Source organism: Polyangium sp. y55x31 (genome assembly GCF_029946505.1).
GTDB lineage: Bacteria > Myxococcota_A > Polyangia > Polyangiales > Polyangiaceae > Polyangium.
On sequence record NZ_JARZHG010000024.1, the window covers coordinates 110031 to 130810 of the forward strand.

At 66.3% G+C, this 20780-nt stretch carries 18 protein-coding genes; 10 read left to right on the forward strand and 8 right to left on the reverse strand.

Annotated elements, in window-relative coordinates:
- Positions 1–38: 38 nt before the first annotated feature.
- The 8 genes from QHF84_RS32700 to QHF84_RS32735 all read left to right on the forward strand — a co-directional run bounded on the left by QHF84_RS32700 (position 39) and on the right by QHF84_RS32735 (position 12248).
- Positions 39–1772: a hypothetical protein gene (locus QHF84_RS32700; RefSeq protein ID WP_281317412.1), complete on the forward strand. Its 1734-nt coding sequence runs from the start codon at positions 39–41 to the stop codon at positions 1770–1772.
- Between the two features lie 123 nt (positions 1773–1895).
- Positions 1896–2843: a hypothetical protein gene (locus QHF84_RS32705; RefSeq protein ID WP_281317413.1), complete on the forward strand. Its 948-nt coding sequence runs from the start codon at positions 1896–1898 to the stop codon at positions 2841–2843.
- A gap of 427 nt (positions 2844–3270) precedes the next feature.
- Positions 3271–5271, forward strand: a complete 2001-nt coding sequence (gene tkt / locus QHF84_RS32710; RefSeq protein WP_281317414.1) for a transketolase — start codon at positions 3271–3273, stop codon at positions 5269–5271.
- Between the two features lie 468 nt (positions 5272–5739).
- On the forward strand, positions 5740–6792 hold the full coding sequence (locus tag QHF84_RS32715; protein ID WP_281317415.1) for a hypothetical protein: 1053 nt from the start codon (positions 5740–5742) through the stop codon (positions 6790–6792).
- Positions 6789–8081, forward strand: coding sequence for a DUF262 domain-containing protein (locus QHF84_RS32720; RefSeq protein WP_281317416.1), 1293 nt, complete (start codon positions 6789–6791; stop codon positions 8079–8081). The genes QHF84_RS32715 and QHF84_RS32720 overlap by 4 nt, the downstream gene beginning before the upstream one ends.
- 9 nt (positions 8082–8090) lie before the next feature.
- Positions 8091–9155, forward strand: coding sequence for an MAE_28990/MAE_18760 family HEPN-like nuclease (locus QHF84_RS32725; RefSeq protein WP_281317417.1), 1065 nt, complete (start codon positions 8091–8093; stop codon positions 9153–9155).
- A 69-nt stretch (positions 9156–9224) separates the two neighbouring features.
- Positions 9225–10001: a hypothetical protein gene (locus QHF84_RS32730; RefSeq protein ID WP_281317418.1), complete on the forward strand. Its 777-nt coding sequence runs from the start codon at positions 9225–9227 to the stop codon at positions 9999–10001.
- A gap of 66 nt (positions 10002–10067) precedes the next feature.
- Complete coding sequence (locus tag QHF84_RS32735; RefSeq protein WP_281317419.1) at positions 10068–12248, forward strand: molybdopterin-dependent oxidoreductase; 2181 nt, start codon at positions 10068–10070, stop codon at positions 12246–12248.
- 110 nt (positions 12249–12358) lie between these two features.
- On the opposite strand, the gene QHF84_RS32740 is transcribed toward QHF84_RS32735, so the two are convergent.
- Both QHF84_RS32740 and QHF84_RS32745 read right to left on the reverse strand, forming a co-directional pair.
- Complete coding sequence (locus tag QHF84_RS32740; RefSeq protein WP_281317420.1) at positions 12359–13150, reverse strand: class I SAM-dependent methyltransferase; 792 nt, start codon at positions 13148–13150, stop codon at positions 12359–12361.
- A gap of 93 nt (positions 13151–13243) precedes the next feature.
- Complete coding sequence (locus QHF84_RS32745) at positions 13244–14068, reverse strand: hypothetical protein (RefSeq protein ID WP_281317421.1); 825 nt, start codon at positions 14066–14068, stop codon at positions 13244–13246.
- A gap of 172 nt (positions 14069–14240) precedes the next feature.
- On the opposite strand from QHF84_RS32745, the gene QHF84_RS32750 reads away from it, so the two are divergent.
- The gene (locus QHF84_RS32750; RefSeq protein ID WP_281317422.1) at positions 14241–15665 is read left to right on the forward strand and encodes a serine/threonine-protein kinase; all 1425 of its coding nucleotides are present in this window, start codon (positions 14241–14243) and stop codon (positions 15663–15665) included.
- Between the two features lie 55 nt (positions 15666–15720).
- Here QHF84_RS32750 and QHF84_RS32755 read toward each other — a convergent pair whose 3' ends face one another.
- Positions 15721–16512, reverse strand: coding sequence for a VOC family protein (locus QHF84_RS32755; protein WP_281317423.1), 792 nt, complete (start codon positions 16510–16512; stop codon positions 15721–15723).
- Between the two features lie 222 nt (positions 16513–16734).
- Between QHF84_RS32755 and QHF84_RS32760 the strand changes: the two genes are divergently transcribed.
- Positions 16735–17664 carry an MBL fold metallo-hydrolase gene (locus tag QHF84_RS32760; protein WP_281317424.1) on the forward strand — a complete coding sequence of 310 codons (930 nt, stop codon included), beginning with the start codon at positions 16735–16737 and terminating at the stop codon, positions 17662–17664.
- Between the two features lie 3 nt (positions 17665–17667).
- Here the strand turns inward: QHF84_RS32760 and QHF84_RS32765 are convergent, their stop codons facing one another.
- The 5 genes from QHF84_RS32765 to thiO are packed head-to-tail and all read right to left on the reverse strand — an operon-like array spanning position 17668 to position 20744.
- Positions 17668–18111, reverse strand: coding sequence for an AtaL-like protein (locus QHF84_RS32765; protein WP_281317425.1), 444 nt, complete (start codon positions 18109–18111; stop codon positions 17668–17670).
- Positions 18108–18734, reverse strand: coding sequence for a thiamine phosphate synthase (locus QHF84_RS32770; protein WP_281317426.1), 627 nt, complete (start codon positions 18732–18734; stop codon positions 18108–18110). Before QHF84_RS32770 ends, QHF84_RS32765 begins: the two co-directional genes overlap by 4 nt.
- Positions 18735–18749: 15 nt before the next feature.
- Positions 18750–19535: a thiazole synthase gene (locus QHF84_RS32775; protein WP_281317427.1), complete on the reverse strand. Its 786-nt coding sequence runs from the start codon at positions 19533–19535 to the stop codon at positions 18750–18752.
- Positions 19536–19537: 2 nt separating this feature from the next.
- Positions 19538–19735, reverse strand: coding sequence for a sulfur carrier protein ThiS (gene thiS, locus QHF84_RS32780; RefSeq protein WP_281317428.1), 198 nt, complete (start codon positions 19733–19735; stop codon positions 19538–19540).
- The gene (gene thiO / locus QHF84_RS32785) at positions 19713–20744 is read right to left on the reverse strand and encodes a glycine oxidase ThiO (RefSeq protein ID WP_281317429.1); all 1032 of its coding nucleotides are present in this window, start codon (positions 20742–20744) and stop codon (positions 19713–19715) included. The genes thiS and thiO overlap by 23 nt, the downstream gene beginning before the upstream one ends.
- Positions 20745–20780: the final 36 nt, after the last annotated feature.

Here is a 20780-nt window from a genome sequence, read left to right on the forward strand (position 1 = left end):
CGCTTCTACCCCAAGGAGGCGCAAGCTAGAATCGCAAGATGCTTGCCCCTACCGCCTTCCGTGGGCTCTCGGCTTGCCTTCGAGCCTCGTCTGCCGGCGTTGTCCGGTCCTCCTTTTTCGCCGGGATCGCGCTCGTCACGCTCGCCGCGTGCGGCGCGACCACCCGCACCGAGAACCCCGGCGCCGGCGGCGAAGGCGGCGAGACCTGGAGCGCAGGCCCCGGCGTGGGCGGCGCGGGTGCGGGCGGCGCCGGCGGGACGGGCGCGGGGCCGAGCGGGCTCCAGTCGCTCGAGCACATCGACCTCGGCGAGATCCCGCTGAACACGCTCCAGCCCTTCGACGTCCCCGACCGCGCGCTCGGCCTCACGGTCGCGGTCGGCGCGGCGGACGTGAACGACGTCGTGGGCATCAGCCGCCTGCGTCCCCCCTCGGGCGAGCCGGTCATCTTCAACTACGCGATGCCCGACAAGACGAACCTCGCGTTCGCGAACTACGGCTGGGTGGGCGGCGCGAACCCGCAGTCCGACGCGGCGAACGCCTGGCCCATGCAGCAAGGCCAGTGGCGCATCGCGCTCGGCGACGACGACGGCTCGCTCAAAAGCGCGCACGTGGACGTGTGGATCCGCCGCACGAAGGACGGCCTCTTCCACGGCGGCGTCGTCGACGTGAACGTCTTCATCGCCCCGAACGCGAGCACGCAGAACTACGTGAACCAGGTCCTCTCGGACATGTTCGTCGACTACGCGGGCCTCGGCCTCGGCAAGGTCACCTTCCTGCCGCTCGCCGCGAACTTCACGACCGTCGACGACTACAACGAGTACCGAAACCTGCTCGCCTCCTCGGCCGGCGCCGGCGACGCCCCGGCCTTGAACCTCTTCGTCATCGGCAGCTTCGGCTCCGAGTTCGGCCAGGCCATCGGCGTCGCGGGCGGCATCCCTGGTAGCCCCGCGCTCCACGGCACGACGATGAGCGGCGTCGCGTACATGCCCTCGGGCAACCCCCAGTACGACGCGACCGTCCTCCGCCACGAGGTCGGCCACCTCTCGGGCCTCTTCCACACGACCGAGTTCTCCGTCGAGGAGACCGATCCGCTCAGCGACACCGACGAGTGCCCGACGTCCGTGATCCAGTCGAACCCCGACAACTGCCCGGACATCACGAACACGATGTTCCCGATCGCCTACGGCGCGCTCGACCTGACGGAAGCGCAGAAGCGTGTCCTCCAGGGCAGCGCGCTCTACCGCGGCATCCTCGAACAAGGCGCCGAGCCCGCGCCGCCGCTCCCGCCCTCCGGCGCCAAGGTCGCCTCGCCGCCCTCACCCCTCGCGCCCGAGCCCCCCTTCGCGATCGTCGCCACGCGCCGCCCGAACAAGCCACTGCCGGCAAACCCCTCGTCCCTCGAACGTGTCCTCGGCGCGGTCTGGTGCGCCCACGGCAAGGGCGACTACGAGGCCCTCGCGATCCGCATCGCCGGCGCCGCCGCCCCCAGCACGCTCCGCGCGCTCGTCCTCGACGACAAGGCCTCCGAGCTGATCCGCGCCCGCGCCCTCGGCGCATACGTCCGCGTCTCCCAAGGCGACGAACGCACGCGCGCCACCAAGCTCGCCGAAACCCTGGCGACCCAGGAAACCGCGAGCACCGATCTGCGCGTCGCAGCCCTCCGCTCGCTCGCCCGCTTCGCGCCGTCCAAGGCACGCCAATCCGCCGCAACTGCAGCGCAATCCGGAGATCCGGTCGTGCGGTCGGTCGCTTGGAACCTGCGTGGAAAGTGACAGAAATGCTGTCTTTTCGGCGCTCGCGCTTCGTGCTACGACAATCGCGGCGCAGGGGGAAGATGCAGAGGTCACGCGCGTGATGAGTCGTTTCGCAATTCCCTCGGTCGGAGGTCGGTCCACGTGAGCGGAGAGCCGCGACTGCTCCCCTTGCGGATCTGTCTGGTCGACATGAACAACGGACATGTCAACCAGGCGATGCGATGCCTGCGCGGCATCGTGTCGACCTTCTTCGACCGCGTCCGCCGGCACAACCCAACCCTCGAGTGCGAGCTCGGCGAAGTCTCGCCACGCGACACCCAAAACCCCGTCCCCCGCAACTACGACCTCTACATCTCGACCGGCGGACCCGGCTCCCCCTACGACGGCGACGGGATGCCATGGGTCACAGACTACTCAGGCTTCCTCGACCACGTCGTCGACTCGTCCATCCGCGGCGGCGAGGAGCAAAGCGCCCTCTTCGCCATCTGTTACTCGTTCGAGATGGTCGTGCGGCACTTCCGCCTGGCCGCCGTCGTGCCCCGCACCGAACGAAAGTTCGGCGTGATGCCCATCTACACGACCCCGGAAGGCCAAGCCCACCCGCTACTCCGCCCCTTCGGCGACCGTCTCTTCGCCTTCGAGCACCGAAGCTGGGAAGCCGTCGACCTCGACGAGCCCCTGCTCGAATCCCTCGGCGGCTCCCTCCTCGCCCGCGAGAGCCGCGACGGCATGTCCAAAGGCCGCGCCATCCTCGGTCTCGACGTGACCGCCGGCGTCGAAGCCGTCCAGTTCCACCCCGAAGCCGACCGCCCCGGCGTCATGAACTGGGTCTCCCGCCCCGAACAAGCCGCCGCCTTCAAAGCCGCCTACGGCGAAGTAACCTACCAGGCGATGCTGCGCACCCTCGACGACCCGCGCCGTCTCGCCCGCACCTACGCCCTCGTGATCCCCGGCTGGATGGCCCGCCGCTTCAACATGCTCGCCCAGTTCCGCGGCTACGTGGAACTGCCGCCGCCAAGCGAGAGCCAGGCGGATATTTTCGCCTCTCCTCCGATCCAGGATCGTCCGGCGCAGGCAGCCTCGGCCTGAGGGGGGAGATTGGGGCGTTGCCCCAAACCCCAGCGGGGGCTGTCCGCCCCCTGCACCCCGGACCAGGCACGGCCTGGACCGAGGGTCGATGAACTGCGCGATGCGCAGTTCATCGAACGGGCCCCATGGCAAGACCACGCGCGGGGTTGCCAGCCAAGCCGGCAGCGCTGCGCCGTCGCGTGGCCACGTTGGCCCCGCTGTCGCGGCTGGCAGCGTCGTCGACCGGCTGTGGGAAAAACTGCGCGTAGCGCAGTTTTTCCCCCCCGAGTCCAGCGCTTGCGCTGGTCCGGGTCCAGGGGTGGACAACCCCTGGTCGGGGTCCGGGGTGAAACCCCGGCGGCTACGCCCTGGGCGGGCACCACGCTCTGCCTCCTCGTCTGCTTTCCTTCGGGCTCGATCTCGCCTAGAGACGCGCGCGGAGGATGCGATGCACATCGACGAGTCGACAGTGAAGAAGGCCGTCCACACGATCCAGATGCTCGCGGTCGACGCCGTCGAGAAGGCGAATTCGGGGCATCCCGGGGCGCCGATGGGGCTTGCTTCGATCGCGTTCGAGATCTTCACGCGCCACCTGCGCTACGACCCCAAGGACCCGAGCTGGCCCGATCGTGACCGCTTCGTCCTCTCCGCCGGCCACGCGTCGATGCTCCTCTACAGCCTGCTCCACCTCGCGGGCTACGACCTCTCCCTCGACGAGCTGAAGAACTTCCGCCAGCTCGGCTCCCGCACGCCCGGCCATCCCGAGGTCCACATGACGCCTGGGGTCGAGGTCACCACCGGACCCCTCGGCCAGGGCATCTCCACGGCCGTCGGCATGGCCGCCGCGCTCAAGATGATGGAGGCTCGCTTCGCGGGGAAGACGGGCGTCGCCACGGCGCGCGTCTTTGGCATCGCTTCGGATGGTGACCTCATGGAGGGCGTCTCGGCGGAGGCTTCGAGCCTTGCGGGACACCTTGGCCTCTCCAACCTCGTCTTCTTCTACGACAACAACCACATCACGATCGATGGCAAGACCGACCTCGCTTTCAGCGAAGACGTCGGCAAGCGGTACGAGGCGTATGGCTGGTTCGTCCAGACGATTGACGGCCATGACCATGCGCAGATCCGCGCGGCCCTCGATGCGGCTGTGGCTGAGCCGGCGCGACCTTCGCTCATCGTTGCGCGTACGACCATCGCGTATGGGTCGCCTGGCAAGGCGGGTAGCTCCAAGGCGCATGGTGAGCCTCTTGGCGCCAAGGAGGTCGAGGCGACGAAGAAGGCCATTGGCTGGCCTACGGAGCCCACGTTCCTCATCCCGGACGACGTCCGCGCGCTCTTTGCGACGCGCGCGGACGAGGGCCGCAAGGCGCACGAGGCTTGGAAGGCGGCCATGCGTGCGCTCGAGCAGAGTGACCCTGCGGCGGCTGCTCTCTACCAGCGCCTCGTTCGCCGCGAGGTCCCCGAGAACCTCTTCGATGAGCTCGTCAAGGCGGCGCCTCGCAAGGATGCGGCCACGCGACAGAGTGCTGGCATCGTCGAGCAGCGCGCGGCGGCCCTCGTGCCTTCGCTCGTCGGCGGCTCGGCCGATCTGAATCCCTCCACGAAGACCTACATCGAGGGCTCGCCGGCCATCCAGCGGGGCGACTTCGCTGGACGCAACATCCACTTCGGCATCCGCGAGCATGCGATGGGTGCCTTCGTCAACGGCCTCGCCCTGGCGGGGGGCTTCATCCCGTTCGGCTCCACGTTCCTCGTCTTTGCCGACTACATGCGCCCGGCGATCCGCATGGCGGCTCTCTCCGAGCTGCACAGCGTCTTCGTCTTCACGCATGACAGCATCTTCCTTGGCGAGGATGGGCCCACGCACCAGCCGATCGAGACCCTCTGGTCGCTCCGGCTCATCCCGAACCTCGACGTCGTCCGGCCTGCGGACAGCCTCGAGTGCGCGGCGGCTTGGGCGCATGCGCTCCTTCGGCGCTCGGGTCCCACGGCGCTCTCGCTCACGCGGCAGAAGGTCCCCGAGCTTCCGCGCCCGGAGGGCTTCGATCCCAAGGTCATGCTCCGCGGCGGCTACGTCGTTGCCGACGCGGCGACGAATCCACCGGCTGTCGTGGTCATCGCCACGGGGTCCGAGGTGGGCTTGGCGATGGAGGCCAAGAAGATCCTCGATGCCGAGGGGGACCGCGTGCGGGTCGTCTCGATGCCCTGCTTGGAGCAGTTCCAGCGACAGGATCAGGCGTATCGCGAGGAGGTCCTGCCTCCGGGCACGCCGCGTGTGGCCATCGAGGCGGGCTCGACGTTGCCTTGGCGCGCGCTCGTGGGCGAGCGTGGGCTCGTCATCGGCCGCGACGACTTCGGCGCGTCGGCGCCGGACAAGGACCTCGCCAAGGCGTTTGGGTTCACGCCGGACGTGGTGGCGGGGAAGATCCGGGCGCTGCGGCGGGGCTGAGAGGCTGGGAGAGCGATGCGTCGTGGCTCGGCCCTTCCGCGGGAGGCGGAGGGGCCGAGCGGTGGTGCGCGGAGGCTCGTGGGGGAGCTGGCGCGAGCGATCGTTCTCGTGAGGGTGTAACGGGGGAGGGGGCGGGAGCGAGGGGCGAGGCCCAGGGGTTCCCGCGCGAGGGGTGCGCAGCGGGCGACGGTGGGGGAAGGGATCCGCGGATGGGGGCGGCTACGAGCCGTGGCCCATGGCAGCTCGTTAAATGGCTGTGAGTGAACCGGCATCGGTCCGGGGAGTGGGACTGGCACGTCCGGTCAGCTAGCCGCCTTCCGTTGGACTACGTGCTTGCCCTGCCTGACGCCTTGACAGCACCGATCACCTCGCGTTTCCTAGCTTCCCAAGAGGTGGTTTTTGGTGGTCCGAGTTCGTGAGTCCTCCCCCGAGCAGGAGAGGCTAAACGCGATCTGCCCTTATTTCACGATGTTTCCCTTGTCGGTTCCTGTGAAACAGCTCGCAGGGGTTGCCTCCGACGCGTGGGTCTTGGATCCATTTTGTGGTCGCGGAAGCACGAACTACGCAGCTCGCCTCCTCGGACTGCGTTCGGTCGGCGTGGACAGCAATCCCGTTGCAACCGCGATCGCCGAGGGGAAATTGGTGGATGTATCGGCTGATGACGTCGAAACGGCATGCGCGGAAATACTCGCAGGCGACACAGCCGCCACCATACCCGAGGGGGACTTCTGGGCACTCTGTTATCACCCCAAGACGCTCGCTGAGCTTTGTCGTTTGCGTTCTGCACTCCTTAATGATTGTCGATCGCCCGAGCGTAAGGCATTGCGAGCTCTGATTCTCGGCATTCTGCATGGCCCGCGTAACAAGGGGGCCCCCGGCTACTTGTCGAATCAAATGCCCAGGACCTATGCGGCGAAGCCAGATTATGCCATTCGCTTCTGGACCAAGAATGGCCTAAAACCCACATATGTCGATCTCTTGGCGCTTGTTCGCCGGAAGGCACGCCATTACTTCGCATCCACACCCGCGGGCGTCCCGTTTCGGGTTTACTGCGAGGACAGTAGGACGCTCAAGCTGGCCACCCTTGAAGCTCGGTTCTCGGTTGTGGTGACGTCTCCGCCATATTTCGGCATGCGGACCTATGTGCCCGATCAGTGGCTTCGATATTGGTTCATGGGCGGTCCACCGACAACCACCTATCGGCAGCCCAGCCAGCTATCCCATGGGTCGGCGATCGAGTTCGCCGAACAACTGGCGACCGTATGGACGAATGTGGCACGGGCTTGCATGCCGGGGGCCCGGATGATGATCCGGTTTGGGGGAATTCACGACCGCAGGGCGCGGCCGAAGGACATTATGCTTGATGCGCTGCATGGCACTCGCTGTAAACTTCGCATCCTAACTGTGCGTTCTGCGGGCCTGTCCTCGCGTGGAAAGCGTCAGGCGGATCAATTCAAGCGCACCTTGCGGACACCGATTGAAGAACTCGACTTCTATGTTCGATTGGAGGAGCCGTCATGAGCTCTAAAGAAGCCAAAAAGCGGGCACGGGCGCTTACAGGCTTGTTGCCGGATGAGAAGATCGTGTTCAAGCCAATCGACGATGCGTCGGCAACTTCCGACGAGGATCTTAACAGTCGTTATGTTAAAGGTGAAGTTCGCATAGTAACCGAATCAGCTCGTTATCCTCTCGCAGGCATCCTGTCGATGCTAGAGGAAACCGTTGATCTTAAAGATGGTTCCGAGCGCGAACTCAGGTATAAGCTCGATCCGGAGTACCAACGGCGACACCGTTGGAGTGACGAGCGGAAATCGAGGTTGATCGAGTCCTTCTTGATGAACGTGCCTGTACCTCCCGTCTTTCTTTTTGAGCGGGATTTTGCGCGATTCGAGGTAATGGACGGTAGGCAGCGGCTGACTGCTCTTAGTGAATTCTACGCAGATAAGCTCGTCCTTTGCGGGCTTCAGTACTGGCCCGAATTGAACGAGCGGACGTATTCGACATTGCCCAGTAAGGTCCGTGTTGGTATCGATCGTCGGTACATTTCAGCCATTATCCTACTCAAAGAAACGGCCCCCGATGAAGAGCAGGCTGCGCAGCTCAAGAAGATGGTCTTCGAGCGGCTCAACTCTGGGGGAGTTGCGCTGAGCTCGCAGGAAGCTCGAAACGCTGTCTACCCCGGTCCATTAAATCAACTTTGTCTCGATCTCTCGAGGAATGCCACCTTCCGGACCATGTGGGGCATACCGAGTGAATCGAGTCCGACTGGGAGCGACGACGAGGACGTAGAGGAGCGCGATGATTCCACTAACGTCGGCCGCCGGATGTTCGAGAGAATGGATGATGTTGAACTCGTCTTGCGGTTCTTCGCCTACCGTCAGATCGATTCGTTTCCGGGCGGCCTCAATAAGATATCAGCGTTGCTCGATTGGTTCTTGAGCGCTGGTAACAAGTTCCCGGCAAGCCTCCTTGATGCATATCGAACAATGTTCGAGCGGACGGTTGAATTCCTATCTTCGACTCTCGGGGCGTCTGCATTTTGTAGGCTTGATCCGAGTGGCAAGCCCCAGGGACGGCCGACCAAGATCGTGTACGATCCCCTAATGTTTGTTGCGAGCCAATATGCTCAGGGGAGCAAGCGCAAGTTGCTCGTTCAGGGTCGTCAAGAATTGCTCGTACAACTGGGGACCATGTACGCCGTAAACAAGAAACTGTTCGCTGGGCGGAGCACTAACAGTGCACAAACCCAGGAACGCAACATACGAATGAAAGAAGCATTTGACGCAGCGCTCGCCAAGCTAACTGCATGAGATTGGACGATGCGCTCGACTCTCGATGAGGTCCTGGCTGTCCTTGGCGATCTAGAAGCGTTCGTACACTCGATCGACAAGGTAAATGTCCTACTGGCTAGTCATGCAGATCCGGATGTGCGAAACCATTTCAACATTCGGAGGCGTCTCGACGGCGCGGCTTTCATTGTTGCCTTATACTCAGCCTTTGAAAAATTCGTGGAAGAGCTCAGCTGGGCGTTTGCTGAACTCGAAGCGTCCGTCACCAGTTATGCTGATCTTCACGAGGGGCTGCGTTTCAAACATCTTAAGCAATCAGCCGAGTTGCTGGCTCGGGGGCGTCTTGGAGAGGGCAGACGATACGCAGGACTCACGGAGGCCAATGTCGTTGCCAACCTGCATCTATGCTTGTCTGGACAATCGCCTTACAAGTTGAATCGAGATGCCGTTGTTTACCATGAACATAATTTCCGAGCCAATGTTGTTCAGGCCTCGTTCAGCGCGCTTGGGATCGAGAAGATCAACGAGTCGGTCAGATGTGCTGATGCGCTAGTGAACTGGTACTCGTCCATGCAGGGGGTGTCGCCTGGAGATCCAGTACCGCTGACAACGATCGAGGTAAGGCTCGAGGATTTCGTGGAGTATAGAAACCAGGTCGCGCATACGGGTACCAGTCCTGGTAGCCTACTCGGACCTGACGACATGCGAGAGCTTCTGGCGTTCGTGAGATCCTACTGCATCTCCATCCATACAGTTGTTGTAGGTGAGTACCTCAATCGACGCTACGTCACGAAGCCCGGCGCGTCCGTGAAACTTGGTGATATCCTCGAAGGACCATTTCGAAAGAACGGGGACGCGGTAGTTGTAGCCAAGCCTCAATGTAGGGTATTCTTGGACCAGCCAGTCTTTGGGATGCGTGATGGCCGTGTGGATCGGTACGGTCTGGTGAAGGGCATTCAGGTAGATGGTCGAGATATGCATAGTGTTGAGGTTAATTCGACAGCAAAAAGTGTCGGCCTGCGTGTGGATTTTCGAGTAACGAAAGGAACGCAGCTATATCTCCTCCAGAGCCGGGATGCGGTCGTGTGGCCCTGAGCGGGTATGCCAGAGTCCCTTGGCCTGACGACGGTGGGCGTGATATTGCTGCTAGATAGGAGCCTCGCTATGGATCCCCAAGTCACCAAGATGAACGAGCTTTTCGAGACGCGGAGGCCCGCGCTCCTCTCGCTCCCGGAGGACATCCTCCTTCGCCCGCGTATCTCTCGCGAGCGCGCGGCTCGGCTCACGGGCATCTTGCGGCGCGAGTTCGAGCCGCTCCTCCCGCTCCTCCCGAGCGAGCTCTCGGCTTCGCGTGCATCCGAGCGAGCCGCGGATTTTGCTGCGCTCGAACCGAACCAGCTCGTCTTTTACGCTGCCGACCTCGCCGTCGAGACCCCGTGGACCAGCGACCAGAAGGCTCGTCGCAGCGAGCTCGTCGCCAAGGTGCGGAGCCACGACGAGACCCTGTTCGGCTGGGCGAAACCGGCATTCCGAGCCCACAAGGAGGCCAGCGCCATCCTCGCCGATATCCAGCGCGGACGAGGGATCCGCGATGATGCGGATGATACCCTGCGCCTCGTTTCGCTCTTCCGGAGCCATTGGGCCGCCGTCAATGGCAAGACCCCGATCACCCAGGCAGAGCTCGAGACCGCCGAAGCCGAGGCGACCGAGCTGCTCCAGATCCTCGACGGCGGCGACGACCCGCCGAAGGGCTCGCCGCGTGATCTCCGCCGCCGCGCGTATACCGCCTGGCACCGCTCGTACGCCGAGATCTTTCACCTCGGCCGCTACCTATCGAGGCACGACCCCGCGGCGCTCCAGAGGTTTCCGGCGATCGCTCCCGAGCGCAACGAGAGCGATGCAGACGACGAAGCGAACGCGCCCGCGCCGCCGGCTGGCTGACCTCCGAGAGGTGATGCAGGATTCGATCCCCCTGTCAAGGGGGTTGTCTTCCCCGGGGAGGCTTCCATGACATGCTCATCGACGGTTCATCTCCGCACGTGCAACGTCTGCGAGGCCATGTGCGGCATGCGCGTCGCTGTCGAGGACAACCGCGTCGTCGATATCCGCGGCGATCGTGACGACGTCTTCTCGCGGGGCCACATCTGCCCCAAGGGACCGGCCATGCGGGAGCTCCAGGAGGATCCCGATCGCCTCCGCTTCCCCATGCGCCGCACCGCCTCGGGTTTCGTCCGCGTGAGCTGGGACGAGGCGCTCGGCGAGGCGGCCGAGCGCCTCGCCGCCCTCCAGCGCGAGCACGGGCCCGATTCCGTCGCCATGTACCTCGGCAATCCCGCGGCGCACGGGCACGGCGCGATTGTCGGCGCGAGCCTCCTCGGAATGGTCCTCGGCACGAAGAACCGCTTCGATTCCAATTCCCAGGACGCGAACCCGCGCATCTACGCGGCCCTCCAGATGTTCGGCGAGGCCACGAGCCTGACGATCCCCGACATCGACAACACCGATTATTTCCTCGTCTTCGGCGCGAATCCCGCGGCCTCGGGCGGCAGCATCATGACCCTCGGCGACGTCCGCGGCAGGCTCTCCGGCGTCCGCGAGCGCGGCGGGAAGTTCATCCTCTTCGACCCGCGCAAGACCGAGACCGCCGCATATGCCGACGAGCACCATTTCGTTCGCCCCGGCTCCGACGCGGCCCTCCTCCTCGGCATGCTCCACGTCGTCTTCGAGGAAAACCTCCACGACGCCGGCGCCCTCTCCGACATCGCCGACGGCGTCTCCGAGCTCCGAGCCATTTCCACGCGATTCTCCCCCGAGCGTGTCTCCGCCTCGACGGGCGTCCCGGCCCTCGTCATTCGCCGCATCGCCCGCGAATTCGCCAGGGCGCCGCGCGCGGTCGCGTATGGCCGCATGGGCCTGTCCACGAGCGCGTTCGGCCCGCTGTCGAGTTACCTCGTCGACGCGCTGAACATCGTCACCGGCCATTTCGATCGCCCGGGCTGCGCCATGTTCACGACGCCCGCGGCCGACGTCGTGCGGGTCGCGCGGATGATAGGCCTCGGCGGGCACGGCCGCTTTCGCTCGCGGGTCCGGGGCTTGCCCGAGGTCGGCGGAAACCTCCCGGCGACCACGATGGCCGAGGAAATGGAGACGCCCGGCCCCGGGCAGATCCGCGGCCTCGTGACCGTCGCGGGTAATCCCGTCCTTTCGGTCCCGAACGGCGAGCGTATCGGAAAGGCCCTCGCGAACCTCGATTTCATGGTCGCGATCGACATCTACCTGAACGAGACGACCCGCCACGCGCACCTCGTCCTGCCGCCGCGGTACGCGCTCGAGCGCAGCCATTACGATCTGCTCTTCCACGCGCTCGCGGTCCGGAACACGGCGAAATGGTCCGGGCCCGTGATCGAGGCCGGGCCGGATACGAAGGACGACGCGGAGATCCTCGTGGGTCTCGCGGGGCGTGTCCTCGGGAAACGTATCTCGCCGTCGCCGCTCGGCGCTGCGGCGGAGCGATTCGTCGGGCTGCTCAACAGGCTCGGCTCGGACGGCTTCCTCGACCTCTTGCTCCGGCTCGGGCCCTACGGCGATCGATTCCTGCCGTTCTCCAAGGGGCTCAACCTCGAAAAGCTCAAGAAGGCCGAGCACGGTATCGATCTCGGCCCACTCCGGCCCATGTTCCGGGAGCGCGTGCGCACGAAGACCGGAAAGGTGCGTCTCGCGCCGCCCGAAATTCTCGCCGACGTCCCGCGCCTCGAACGGTTCCTCGACGAGGCGACGGCCGGGGGCCTCGTGCTCATCGGGCGCCGGCACATGCGGAACAACAACTCCTGGATGCACAACGTGCCCTCGCTCGTGAAGGGGCCGGATCGTTCGATGTTGCTCGTGCATCCGACGGACGCCGCGCGGCTCGGGCTTTCCTCGGGAACGCGCGTGCGCGTCCGCAGCCGCGTGGGGGAGGTCGTCGTGGGAATGGCCGTGACAGAGGAGGTAATGCCGGGCGTCGTGAGCCTGCCGCATGGGCATGGGCACGCCGCGGCGGCCGATACCTTGCGCGTCGCCGCCAGCGTGCCGGGCGCAAACGCGAATGCCATCACAGACGATCTTTACGTCGAGCCGCTCACGGGGACGGCCATTCTGAATGGCGTACCGGTGACGGTGGAGGCGGCGGACGGGGCGCCACCTCCCTGATCTCTTGCATCGACCGCATTGCGGTCGATGCACCATTGGTCCAGGGCTGCGCCCTGGTTCGGGTCCAGGGGCGAAGAGCCCCTGGTCGGGTCCGGGGTGAAACCCCGGCGCTACGCCTCCGAGCGCAACGGCTTCCGTGCCCAGGCGCTGAAGATCATGTCGCCGATGAATGCGCCGTTCGTTTGGTGGAGCTCCTCGGCGAGACGTGCGTCCAGTGTTTCGATGTCGATTTCTGCTTCCGATGCGACGCCGCGCTCGAGGATGCGGGGCATCACGGCTCGTACGATCCAGGCGGTGACGTGACGATGGTGCTTGGTTTGGATGATGGCTTCGGCGCGTTGTCCTTCGACTTTCAGCCCGGCGGCTTCGAGTGCGATGGGGAGCTCGAATCCCATGGTGGTCGTGGCTCCCTCTCGCTCGACGGTTTGCCAGAGCCAGCGCGTGACTTGCTCGTGGAGGGGGTGTGGTTTCGGCGATGCGGGCAGCATGGTCGCGTCCGCTTCTTGGAATGCGACGATGCCGCCGGGCTGGAGGGCGGCGACGAGGGAACGGAGGGCGGCGACGCGATCGGGCTGGTACATCAGGACGCGCCGCCCGATGATGGCGTCGTAGGGCGGGCCCGCGATGGGGGGGGCGTGGAGGTCTCCTGCGATGAATTGCGTGTTCTTGATTCCGAGGTCGTGGGCGCGCTCGGTGGCGGTCGATGTTGCTCGTTCGTCGCGGTCGAGGCCGATGACGAGGCCGGTTTCGCCCACCAGGCGTGCTGCCATGAAGGAGACGTCGCCTCTTCCGCAGCCGACGTCGAGGACACGCATGCCCGTGGAGATGCCTGCGTCGCGGAGGAGCTGCTCGGTCCTTTGTGCCCAGCGATCTTCGACGGCTTGGTTCGGTTCGTTTGCCATGGGCTGACCGTAGCTCTGGTCGAGGGCCGCTGGCAGGGCGTGTTTTTCGATCCGATCGGCGGGATTTTCGGTTCGGGGAGCGGGGGGGCGGGATCAGGGCGCGGCGTCGCCCTTGCATTGATCGCCGTCGAAGAGCGGATCGAGCGGCGCGCAGGCCATGGCCTCGCATTTTAGCGACTGGCATTCGAGGGGGCTCTGGCAGGCTGAGCCCTCGACCTTTGCTTCGGTGCAGACCTTCGTCGTCGCGTCGCAATAGGCGTTGAGGCCGCACGAGAGCTGGAGCGGGCTCGGCGTGCATGCTTCGCCGAGCTTCCTTGCCTGCTTGCACAGGCCTTCCATGGCCAGGAGGTCGTAATCGCAGTAGAGGCCCTGATCGCAGAGCTCCTTTGCGTTTGCCTCGACCTTGCAGGCTGCGTCGAGCGGCAGGAACCGCGTCGCCGAGCATTTCTTCGTGTCGTCGTCGCACGCGACGATCTCCCGCTTTTCGACCGAGGATGCGCATTGCGCGTCGCGCTCGCAGTTCGAGCCCTCCGTCAGCTTGCCTGCGAAGACCTTCGAACATGGCGCGAGGTCCTCGGGTGCTTTGTAGTAGTCGGGGATCGTCAGGAAACACTTGTCTGCGTAGGGCTTCATGGCCACGAGACAGGCGTCGATGCTGTTTCCGTCGAACGTCATGAGGCCTGCTTCGACGTCGGCCACGTTCTGCTCGCAAACCTTGGTCTCGAACGTGATGCAGGCGGCCTCGTCGTAGCCGTCGCCTTTTTCGCAACACGTCTTGCGCACCTCGCAGAGCTGGGGCGCGATTTGCGCGCAGACGTTGTCGAGCGTGTACTTTGGCGGGGGTGTCGTGCCGCCGGTGTCGTCGCCGCATGCGGCGAGGCCGAGGACGAGCGTGGCGGCGAGGGTGGGGAGGGTCAAGAGAAGTCGGGAGAGGGGCCTTTGGAAGAGCATGGAAGCGAGGATCGCATGGGGCCTCGGCGCGGCACAAGACCCGAGGCGCGCGCGAAGGCGCTTGGCGCGGAGGCCCTCGCATGGAAGAATGCGCGCCGATGATCGCGACCGTTTGCCTGTATCGCTCGTCCGAGGCCCGATGAGCACGCCGAGCCCCGGTGATGTCCTCTCGGGAAAATTCAGGATCGAGCGGGTGCTCGGGGAGGGCGGCATGGGCGTCGTGCTCGCCGCGCACCACCTGCACCTCGGCCGCACCGTGGCCATCAAGCTCCTGCAGCCCGAGGCGCTGAAGCACCAGGAGATCGTCGCTCGGTTCGCCAACGAGGCGCGGAGCGCGAGCCGCATCCAGAGTGAGCACGTGGCGCGTGTGCTCGACGTCGGCACGCTCGACACGGGCGAGCCGTACATGGTGATGGAGTATCTCGAGGGGTCGGATCTCTCGAAGCTCGTCAAGCGCCAGGGGCCGCTCGCGATCGAGGACGCGGTCGAGTATCTCCTGCAGGCGTGCGAGGCGCTCGCCGAGGCGCACGTCGCGGGGATCGTGCATCGGGATCTGAAGCCTGCGAACCTGTATTTGACGCGGCGGGCGGACGGCTCGGCTTGCGTGAAGGTGCTCGATTTCGGCATCTCCAAGGCGGCGCTCGTGGGCACGTCGCCCGAGGCGCAGCAGATGACGCAGACGCAGAGCGTGCTCGGAACGCCGGGGTACATGGCGCCGGAGCAGCTCCGTTCGGCGAAACACGTCGATCCGCGCACCGACATCTGGGCGCTCGGGGTCATCCTGCAGGAGCTCTTGACCGGCAAGCTCGCATTCCAGGGCTCGACCGTGCCGGAGGTCTATCTCGCCATTCTGCAGAATCCCCCGGATCCTTTGCGGACGCTGCGCCCGGACGCGCCGCCCGCGCTCGAAGCGGTGATCCTGCGTTGCCTCGAAAAGGACGCGGCGCGGAGGTTCGCGAGCGTCGGCGAGCTCGCGGCGGCGCTCGTCCCGTTCGCGCCGCAGCGGGCGCGTTTGTCCGCCGAGCGGATTGGTCGAATCACGGGCGTCGTGGTTCCGCCGGCCGGGGCGGCGGCGCCTCGGGCGGGCATTTCGGTCGCGCCGCCGGGCCCGGCCGTGACGCAGGGCGGGGTCGCGCCGACGATTGCGGGGACGGGGTATGCGACGGGCCCGACGCTGGGGCCTGCGCATTCGGGGTACGGCGTGCAAGGGCCGACGCCGCCGGGATATGGCCCGCAGGGAGCGACGCCGCCGGGATACCATGCGCAGCCGCCGCCGGGATATGGCCCGCAGGGCCCGACGCCGCCGGGGTACCATCCGCAGCCGCAGGGATATGGCCCGCAAGGGGCGATGCCGCAGCAGCCTTACGGGACGGCGTATGGCGCGCGGCCGATGCAGCCAATGGCGCCGGCGGATCCGAACAAGGGCAAGATGCACCCTTCGACGGTCGCGCTCATCGCGATTCTGGGGCTCATCATGGTGACGTTCGGCGGGTGCCTGACGTGCGTATGCGCCGCCGGCGCGAGCGCACCAGCATCGAATGAGAAAACGGGGCAGGCGCGATAGGTAGGACGATTCCCTCACCCCCGAGCCCTTTCGGGCGAGGGGTGAGGGAATGGGATCAGGCGCTCAACGCGGCGGCGGAGAGCTTGATGATGGAGAAGGCCGCGCCGTAGGGATCCATGACCACGGCGATACGCCCATAGGGCGAATCGAACGGCCCGTGCATCACCTTCCCGCCGAGCGCCTTGATCTTCTCACACGCGTCGTCGGCGCTGTCGACCGCGAAGTACGGCATCCAGTGCGCCGGGATCGAGTCCGGCCACTGCTCGTTCATTTGCATGACGCCGGCGACGGCCTTTTCACCTTTGTTCAGCGTGTAATACACGAGGCCCGGCATCTCCATCGGGATGCTCTGCGGCTTGACGTCGAGCACCTTTTCGTAAAATGCCGCGGCCTTCGCGCCGTCCCGCGTGTTCACCTCGCACCAGGTCATCGCGCCGTGCTCGTCCACGATCTGCGCGCCCTTGTGCGAGCGGCCCTGCCAGAATCCGAAGACGGCGCCCGTCGGGTCGACGCAGACGAGCATCCGACCCTGATCCATCACGTCCATCGGCTCCATCATCAACGTGCCGCCGAACTCGCGGATCTTGGCGGCGGTGGCGTCGGCATCCTTGCTGTCGAAATAGACGCTCCACGACGTGGGGTAGGGCGCATCTTCGGGGCGCTTGCCCATGCCCGCGGCATTACGGCCATTCTTCTGGCACATCGTGTAGTAGCCCATCTCGGGGCTACCCTGGATGAACGTCCAGCCGAAGAGCTCCCCGTAAAACTTCTGCGCCCCCGCAAGGTCCGGCGTCATGAGGTCGAACCACGTGGGTGTACCCGCGTCGTGCCCGTCGACGTTGCTCATCGTCTCTTTCCTCCCTACCTACGTTTTCGTGTTCGAGGACGGAAGACCCACCCCCGCGCGCACGAGGCTACGGCTTACACGAGCCTCTCGGGACGCGTCAACGAGAAAAGCAGCGCTTGCTTGCCCGGGGTTTGTCGGAGTCATTTCGTTGGCACTGTGCCAGTTGGCCAGCCTCCATGACGGAGCGGAAGCCTGGGCGCGCGGCCGTGCTAAGCTCGGGGGATGAGCTCCTCGCGCCTCGTCACGATCGACTGCGATTACCTCGGGCCCGGCGTCGCCGCCGCGTATCTCCGCGTGGAGGGCGACGAAGCGGCATTCGTGGAGACGAACACCACGCACGCGGTTCCTCGGCTGCTCGCGGCGCTCGATCGCGAGGGGATTCGGCGGGAGGCCGTGCGGTGGGTGATCGTCACGCACGTCCACCTCGACCACGCGGGCGGTGCCTCGGCGCTGCTCGCCGCGCTGCCGAACGCGACCGTGCTCGCGCATCCACGCGCCGCGCGCCACCTCGTCGATCCGTCGAAGCTCGTCAAGAGCGCCGAGGCTGTCTACGGTGCCGCGCGGTTCGCTGAGCTTTACGGGACGATTCGGCCGATCGACGCGGCGCGTGTGCGGTCGCTCGACGACCGGGAGACGGCGCCGCTTGGCGGCGCGACGCTCACGTTCGTGCACACGCGCGGGCATGCGAACCACCATTTCATCGTGCTGGATCCGGCTCGGGAGGGCGTGTTCACCGGCGATACGTTCGGCCTCGTTTATCCGCGGCTCCAGCGTGGCGGGCGCCTTGCGTTTCCGTCCACGAGCCCGACCGATTTCGACGCGGAAGCGGCGCATGCGAGCATCGAGGTCGTGCGGACGTCGGGGGCGCGGCGCGCGGCGCTCACGCATTTTGGCGAGGTTGAGGACCTCGACGTCGTGGCCGGGCAGCTTCATCGGTGGATCGACCTCTCCGCGTCGCTTGTGGATGCGGCCGTGCCGCTCGCGCCGGCCGAGGCCGAGGTGATGATTCGGGGGGCGCTCGAAAAGGAAATGGAGCGTGCGGCGGCGGAGGCGGGGATCTCGCTCGACGCCGGTGATCGCGAGCTCCTGGAGCTCGATCTTGCGCTCAATGCGCAGGGGCTCGCGTACGTCGCCTCGAAGAAGCGCGGATAGACGTCAGCGCCGCGGGATCGTCCCTTCGGAGACCATTCGCCGCACGGTCGCGAGCGTCGCGGCCACGGCTCTCCGGTACACGGGTTCGAGCTCCCGTGCCTTTGCCTCGTCCTCGTCGGGAACGCCGAACACGAAACGGAGCACGAGCGAGCCGTCGGGCCGCTCGTCGATGACGTTGTCGACCCACCCTGGCGCCCCCGCGACCCGCTCGAAATGCACGAGCGTCTCGGGCTCGAACGTGATCCGCTCCCGGATCGGCTGGCCGCCGAACTCGATCTCGCGCAAAAGCCAGCCGTCGCCTTTCTCCAGGACGTCACATCGTGTCATTCCCGGCACGAACGGCAGCGCGTTCTCCGCCTTCATTTCGAGCCCCCGCCATACCTCGGTCCGCGAAAGCGGAAGCTCGCCCGGCTCGTTCACCGTGACCTCGTAGCTGAGCTCCTTCATGATCCGCTCCTTTCGACGCCAGTCCACGTCGCACGCGCGTCGAGCCAGGCCTTGCAGCGGGCTTCGGGATCCGGATTCGAGAGCACGTCCGAGATGACGGCGATCGAGTCTGCGCCCGCCCGCGCCACGGCCTCGGCGCGCTCCAGCGTGATTCCGCCGATCGCGACGAGCGGCCGCCGCGCGATGCGCTTCCATTCGCCGATTCGATCGAGCCCCTGCGGAGCCCAGGGCATCACCTTGAGCGTCGTCGGATACACCGGGCCGAGGGCCACGTAATCGGGATCGACCGCGAGCGCCGTGTCGAGCTCTTCGTGGCTGTGCGTCGAGACGCCGAGCTTGAGCCCGGCCCGCCGGATCGCCGCGGCGTCGGCCCCCGCGAGATCCTCCTGCCCGAGGTGCACCCATTCCGCGCCGAGGTCGATCGCGTCTTGCCAGAAATCGTTCACCACGAGCGTCGCCCCGTGCGCCCGGCACTTTTCGATCGACGCGGCGATCTCCGCCCGCCGCGCCGAAGGGTCGAGCCCCTTCATGCGGAGCTGTACGAATTTCAAACCCAGCGGCAGGAGGCGATCGAGCCACCGGGCGCTGTCGACGATGAGGTAAAAACGATCCAGGACGAGCATCGTACGCTCCTCGAATCAGCCTGCGAAAGGCGAGAACGGCGCGCCGAACGTCGGCGTCGACGCCGTGGCGAGGTCCGTCGGCTCCATGAGCCCCGCCTCGTGGGCCCTCCGCCCCGCGCGAATGGCCTCGGCGAACGCCTCTGCCATGGCCGGCGGATCTCCCGCAATCGCGACGGCCGTGTTGATCAGGATGGCGTCGTAGCCCATTTCCATGGCCGCCGCGGCGTGGCTCGGCGCGCCGATGCCCGCGTCCACGACCAGCGTGATCCCCGGGAAATGTTTTCGCAAAAGCCGGAGCGCGTACGGATTGTTGAGCCCCCGGCCCGTCCCGATCGGCGCGCCCCACGGCATGAGCACGCGGCAGCCCGCCTCGACGAGCTTCTCGGCGAGCACGAGATCATCGGTCATGTAAGGAAAAACCTCGAACCCCTCCGCGACGAGCGCGCGCGTCGCGTCCACGAGCGCGAACGGATCGGGCTGGAGCGTCACGTCGTCGCCGATGACTTCGAGCTTGATCCACGGCGTCCCGAAGACCTCGCGCGCCATCCGCGCCGTGGTCACGGCCTCCCGCACGGAATGGCAGCCGGCCGTGTTCGGCAAGACCGCCACGCCGAGCGCCTTCACGAGCTCCCAGAACGCTTGCCCCGCCTTCGCGCCGGACGCGGATTCGCGCCGCAGCGACACGGTCACGATCTGCGCGCCCGAGCGCTTCACCGACTGGCCGAGCGCCTCGGGCGAGGGATACCGCGCCGTCCCGAGGAGGAGCCTGCTCTCGAACCTGCGCCCATAAAAATCGACCATGCTCATCCTCCCTGCATGGGCCGGAGCACCTCGACGGCGTCGCCCTCGGCGAGCTTCGTCTCGGCCCGGAGCGTGCGCGGCACGAACTCGCCATTGAGCGCGGTCGCGACCACCGAGACGTCGAACCCTCGGTCCTCGATCAGCGCGGCGAGATCCTCCGCCGTCGTATCGATCAGTTCACCATTCAGCCGGATCCGCATGCATGACCTCGTTCGGGTGGACCTTTCCGCGGAGAACGTCGAGGACCCGCGCGGCGAGCGCCGGCGCGAGGAGCCAGCCGTGGCGATACAATCCATTCACGGCGATCGTGCGCCCCGAGACCTCGATCCGCGGCGCGTTGTCGGGGAAGGCGGGCCGGAGCCCCGCATTGAGCTCCAGGATCTCGGCCTCGGCGAACGCGGGGTGCAGCGCGTACGCCTGCGTGAGGAGCTCGCCGGCCGAGCGCAACGTGACGCGTGTCTCCTCGCTCGGATCGGGCGACTCCGATTCGATCGTCGTCGCCCCGATCATGAAGACGCCGCCCTCGCGCGGCACCACGTAGAGCGGATGCCGGTGGTGGAGCAGGCGCACGGGCCGCGAGAGCAAAACGTCGCGGCTCCGGACGAGGGCCATTTCCCCTTTGACGCCGCGCAACGTGGGAAACCTGTCGCGGGCGCCGAGCCCCCGCGCATCGACGACACAATCGGCGTGGACCGACTCGGGATCCCCGGAAAAACCGAATTCGATCGGCACGCCGGCGTCGCGCAGCCACGTTTCCAGCGCGCGCAGCGTGCATCGCGGGTCGAGGTGCCCTTCGTTCGGGAAGAAGAGCCCGCGCCGGTAGCGGCCCGCGAGGGCGGGCTCGAGCGCGCCGAGGGCCTCTTCGTCGAGGCTCTGGTGGTTCTGCGTCAGCCGCTCGAATCGGGTGAGCACGCCCGACTCGCGCGGCGGGGCGACGACCAGCGTCCCGTTCGTCTCGACGCCTGGGACGAGCGACGGCCAGAGCGCGAGCGAGCGGCGGCCGAGGGCGACCACGAGCGGCTCGGCGATCTCGGCCTCGCAGTCGGGCGCGAGCATGCCGCCGGAGCGCCACGCGGCGCTCGCCGTGATATCGGCGGCGCGCTCGTGGACCGCGACCCGGAAGCCTGCGCGCGCGAGCGTGACGGCGGCGACGAGCCCCATCACGCCGGCGCCGAGCACGGCGACGTCGAGCCGTCCGGAATCGACCATCGGGCTTGTCCTAGCCGCGACGGTCGCTTCGTGTCA